The 3,640-nt window shown below is 72.7% G+C and carries 1 protein-coding gene and 1 pseudogene; both read right to left on the bottom strand.

Annotated elements, in window-relative coordinates:
* Positions 1-251 precede the first annotated feature (251 nt).
* Positions 252-1,796 (bottom strand): PucR family transcriptional regulator, encoded by a 1,545-nt coding sequence (locus ACOV8S_RS32495; protein ID WP_448322199.1) that lies wholly within the window; start codon positions 1,794-1,796, stop codon positions 252-254.
* Positions 1,797-2,343: 547 nt separating this feature from the next.
* Positions 2,344-3,606: pseudogene (locus ACOV8S_RS32500) on the bottom strand (glycoside hydrolase family 10 protein); the annotation flags it as partial.
* Positions 3,607-3,640 lie beyond the last annotated feature (34 nt).

Genomic DNA, 3,640 nt, shown 5'->3' on the forward strand with positions numbered 1-3,640 from the left:
GGGCCTCACGTACGGATGCCGGGCACGGAGGACGGCAGGGGGGACCGGTGTCGCTGCGGGGGAGCATGGACGGTCCTCTCCGTCCCTGGGGCCGCCGGCCCGGACGACCTCGGTGGGCTTCGTGCTCCCACCTGGTTGAGGGGTCCCGGCGACGGTTCCTTCGGTGCGTGATCGGCAGGGCTACGGTAGGAACAGGTGCGTCCGCTCGACATGGACGTGATGTCGATCGGTCCGGGCTCCACTTGGACCGTTTAACCCTTTGAGGGAGCGGTGCTCCGGCACTTCTGCTGGTGGGTGAGGGGTCCGCCGACCGCCCGCGCGGTCAGCGCCAGCCAGAGGTCGACCCGGTCCTCCGCGCGGTCCTGCTGCCTCCCGGTGAGTCTGGCCACCTTCTCGATGCGGTTCTGCACCGTGTGGCGGTGCAGGCCCAGCAACGCCGACGCCTCCGCCCACGAGCCGTTCGTCTCGAGCCAGACGCGCAGCGTCTCGGTGAGTTCCCCGCCCGGGTCGGCGGCGTCGAGCGGGGCCAGCACGGTGTCGGCGAAGGCGGCCAGGGTCGCGGGGCTGCCCAGGCTGAGCAGGAGTCTCAGCGAGCTGGCCTCCGACGCGCTGACCGGCCGTCCCAGTTCGGTGCTGGAGGACAGCAGGGCGATCGCCTGCCGGAGGGAGAGCGCCGCGTGCTGCGGAGCGACGGCCGGCCCGATGCCGGCCGGGCGTCCGGGAGCGAACCGACGGAGCACCGCGGTCGTGTCCACCTCCTCCGGAAGGATCATCTCGACGGTGTCGCCGGTGACACGGGCGAGTCCCCCGGGCACCGCCAGGGCGAGATCCGCCGCGAGCTCCACCGGCTCGCCGGCCGCGCGCACGGTCAGGGCCCGGACGGACGACGAGGTGACGTCGGCGGATCGCAGCAGGGCCGTGGCCTGCTCCGCCGTGACGTCGGGACGGAAGAGCCTGGCGAGCAGGGACGCGCGCCGTCGGCGCTGCGGTTCGTCGGCGAGATGACGGCGTTCCAGCTCGACGGACAGGAGCGAGACGAGGACGCTGACCAGCAGGCGGGCCTCCGGGGAGCCGGAGTCGAGCAGGACGAGGAAGCCGCGCAGGCGGGTGGTTCCCAGAGGCTGCACCACGAGCCGTCCGCACGGCAGGTCCGCACCGCCGCTGCCCCGGAGGCCGTGCAGGGCCACGGTGTCGATCACCGGGGCGGCGTGCTTCAGCAGTTCCTGCCCGTCGGCCCCGGCCGAGCCGAGGAGCCGTCCCGAGGCGTCACACACCGCCACGCCCGAGGTGATCGCCTGGAACCAGGCGGACAGCAGCCCCGTCAGTCCGTCTCCGGAGGCGGCCGCCGAGGACAGCCGGCGCTGCGTGCGGAGGGTACGTTCCAGCAGGCGTCGCTCCTCGGACGCCCGGGCCGTGAAGACCGCCTTGGTGATGGAGGCGAAGGAGACGTCCGACGGAGCGGTGAGCAGGGGTATCCCGGCTTGTTCGGCATGCCGGCCCAGAGACTCCGGGACGGTCCGCAGGTGCAGACCCGGTCCCACTCCCAGGATGAGGGCAGCCGCCCCGCCGCCGCTGAGCTCCCTCACGTACGCCGCGCAGCCCGCCTCGTCGACGGACAGCAGCAGCCCGTTGGTCATGATCACTTCGGCGCCCTCGAGCCAGGCCGCGGGCCGGGTGTTCTCGGTCGCGTGCGCCGCCTCGACCACGCGGCCGAGACCTGTACTGCCTGCCACGAGACGAAGGCGAAGAGAGGGGATGGCCAACAGATCGCGAACGGTGAGAGGCATGGGACGCATGGTCCATGAAGTGACATCGCCTGTCGACGGTTCGTCCAGCACCGCGGTCCGCTGCTCCTGAGGGGGCGTCACGGTTTGCCGTGGGCTGCGGTGTTGTGTCCGATGATCTTGACCGGCGGGGGTGCCCCGCGACCGGGGTCCGGTGCCGTCGAGGACCACGGCGGCCGCCGCCGCACGAGGCGGCCGCCGTGACACGGGCGGGTCAGCGCACGGGTGGGGACAGCCTGCCGTGGCGCTGAACCCGGTCGACCGCGGACACCGCGTACCACGACCTCCCCGACGCGTCGGGGTCCTGGTGGCGGGCCGACCTGCCGCCGGGGATCACCGCCACGAGGGACGCGCGGCACGCTTCGGGGTCACGGCCGGGATCACCGGAGAAGCGGTGGACCGCGTAACGGAACGGCGCCTCGTCGCCCTGGGGTCCTCCGGCGGTGATGCGCAGGACGGCGGCACCGGTGTCGGGGTCCCGCTCCACCTCCACGCGCGGTGGCCGCGGAAGCGGTCCCCCGTCGAGCCGGGCCGGCAGCGGGCCGAGGACGGCCTCCTGCCAGTGGGCCAGCCGCATGGCCGCGAAGTCCCCCACACGATCGGCGCGGACGTCCTTGGCGCTGAAGAAGAGGTCCCCGCCGATCTCGGGGAGCGTCGCGTTGAGGGTCAGGTGGCGCGACAGTTCCTTGCCGTCCTGCCACGCCGCCGGCTGCCCCGCCGCCCCCGACTTGTAGACCGCCTGTCCGATCCAGAGCTCGGTGTCCGTTCCCCGCACCACGTCGGCCCACCACGGCGCGAGGACGCCGTAGTCGGCCACCGGCAGCCCGATGTTCCAGTAGATCTGCGGTGCGATGTAGTCCAGCCACCCCCGCTCGACCCATCCCCGGGTGTCCGCGTGCAGTCCGTCGTACGACTGGAAGGCGGCCGTCCGGGAGCCGCGCGGGTCCGTGGTGTCGTTGCGCCAGACGCCGAAGGGGCTGATCCCGAACAGGGCGTCGGGGCGCACGGCGCGTACGGCGTCCCGCATCTCACGGACCATGAGGTCCACGTTGTGGCGGCGCCAGGCGATCTTGTCGTCGTAGCCCGCTCCGTACTGCCGGAACGTCTCCTCGTCCGGGAAGTCGGACCCCGCCACCGGATACGGGTAGAAGTAGTCGTCGAAGTGCACGCCGTCCACGTCGTACCGCCTGACGGCGTCGAGCATGGCCTCCTGGCAGAAGCGGCGCGCGGCCGGTACGCCGGGGTCGTAGTAGAGCTTGCCGCCGTAGGCGCGCGTCCACTCCGGGTGGACGCGCGCCGGATGGTCGGGAACCAGCGCCGACGGGTCGGCCCGCATGGAGACCCGGTACGGGTTGAACCAGGCGTGGAACGCCAGGCCGCGCTGGTGCGCCGTCTCGACCATGAAGGCCAGCGGGTCGTACCCGGGGTCCCTTCCCTGCGTCCCGGTGAGCCACTGGGACCAGGGTTCGAACGGCGAGGGCCAGAACGCGTCGGCCGTGGGGCGGATCTGGACGAACAAGGCGTTGAAGCCCCACGCGAGAGCCTCGTCCGCCAGCCGGACGAACTCCGCGCGCTGGGCGGCCGGGTCCAGGCCCGTGCGGCTCGGCCAGTCGATGTTGGTCACCGACGCGATCCACAGCCCTCGCATCTGCCGCTTCACCGACCTGGTGGGAGGCGTCACGGCGTGCGCCGAGGGCGAGGAGAGTGCCGTGACGCAGCCGGCTGCCGCGAGCGCGGCGAGGACGGTACGACGTGCGAGGGCGGGGGAGGGCGACGCATCCGGTGTGCCTGCGGTGCTTGCTGGGGTGGTTCCGGGGGTCATGGCTGTCTCCGCGGGTGAGTGGCCAGGGGAAGGG

The sequence above is a fragment of the Streptomyces sp. CO7 genome, from assembly GCF_053474865.1.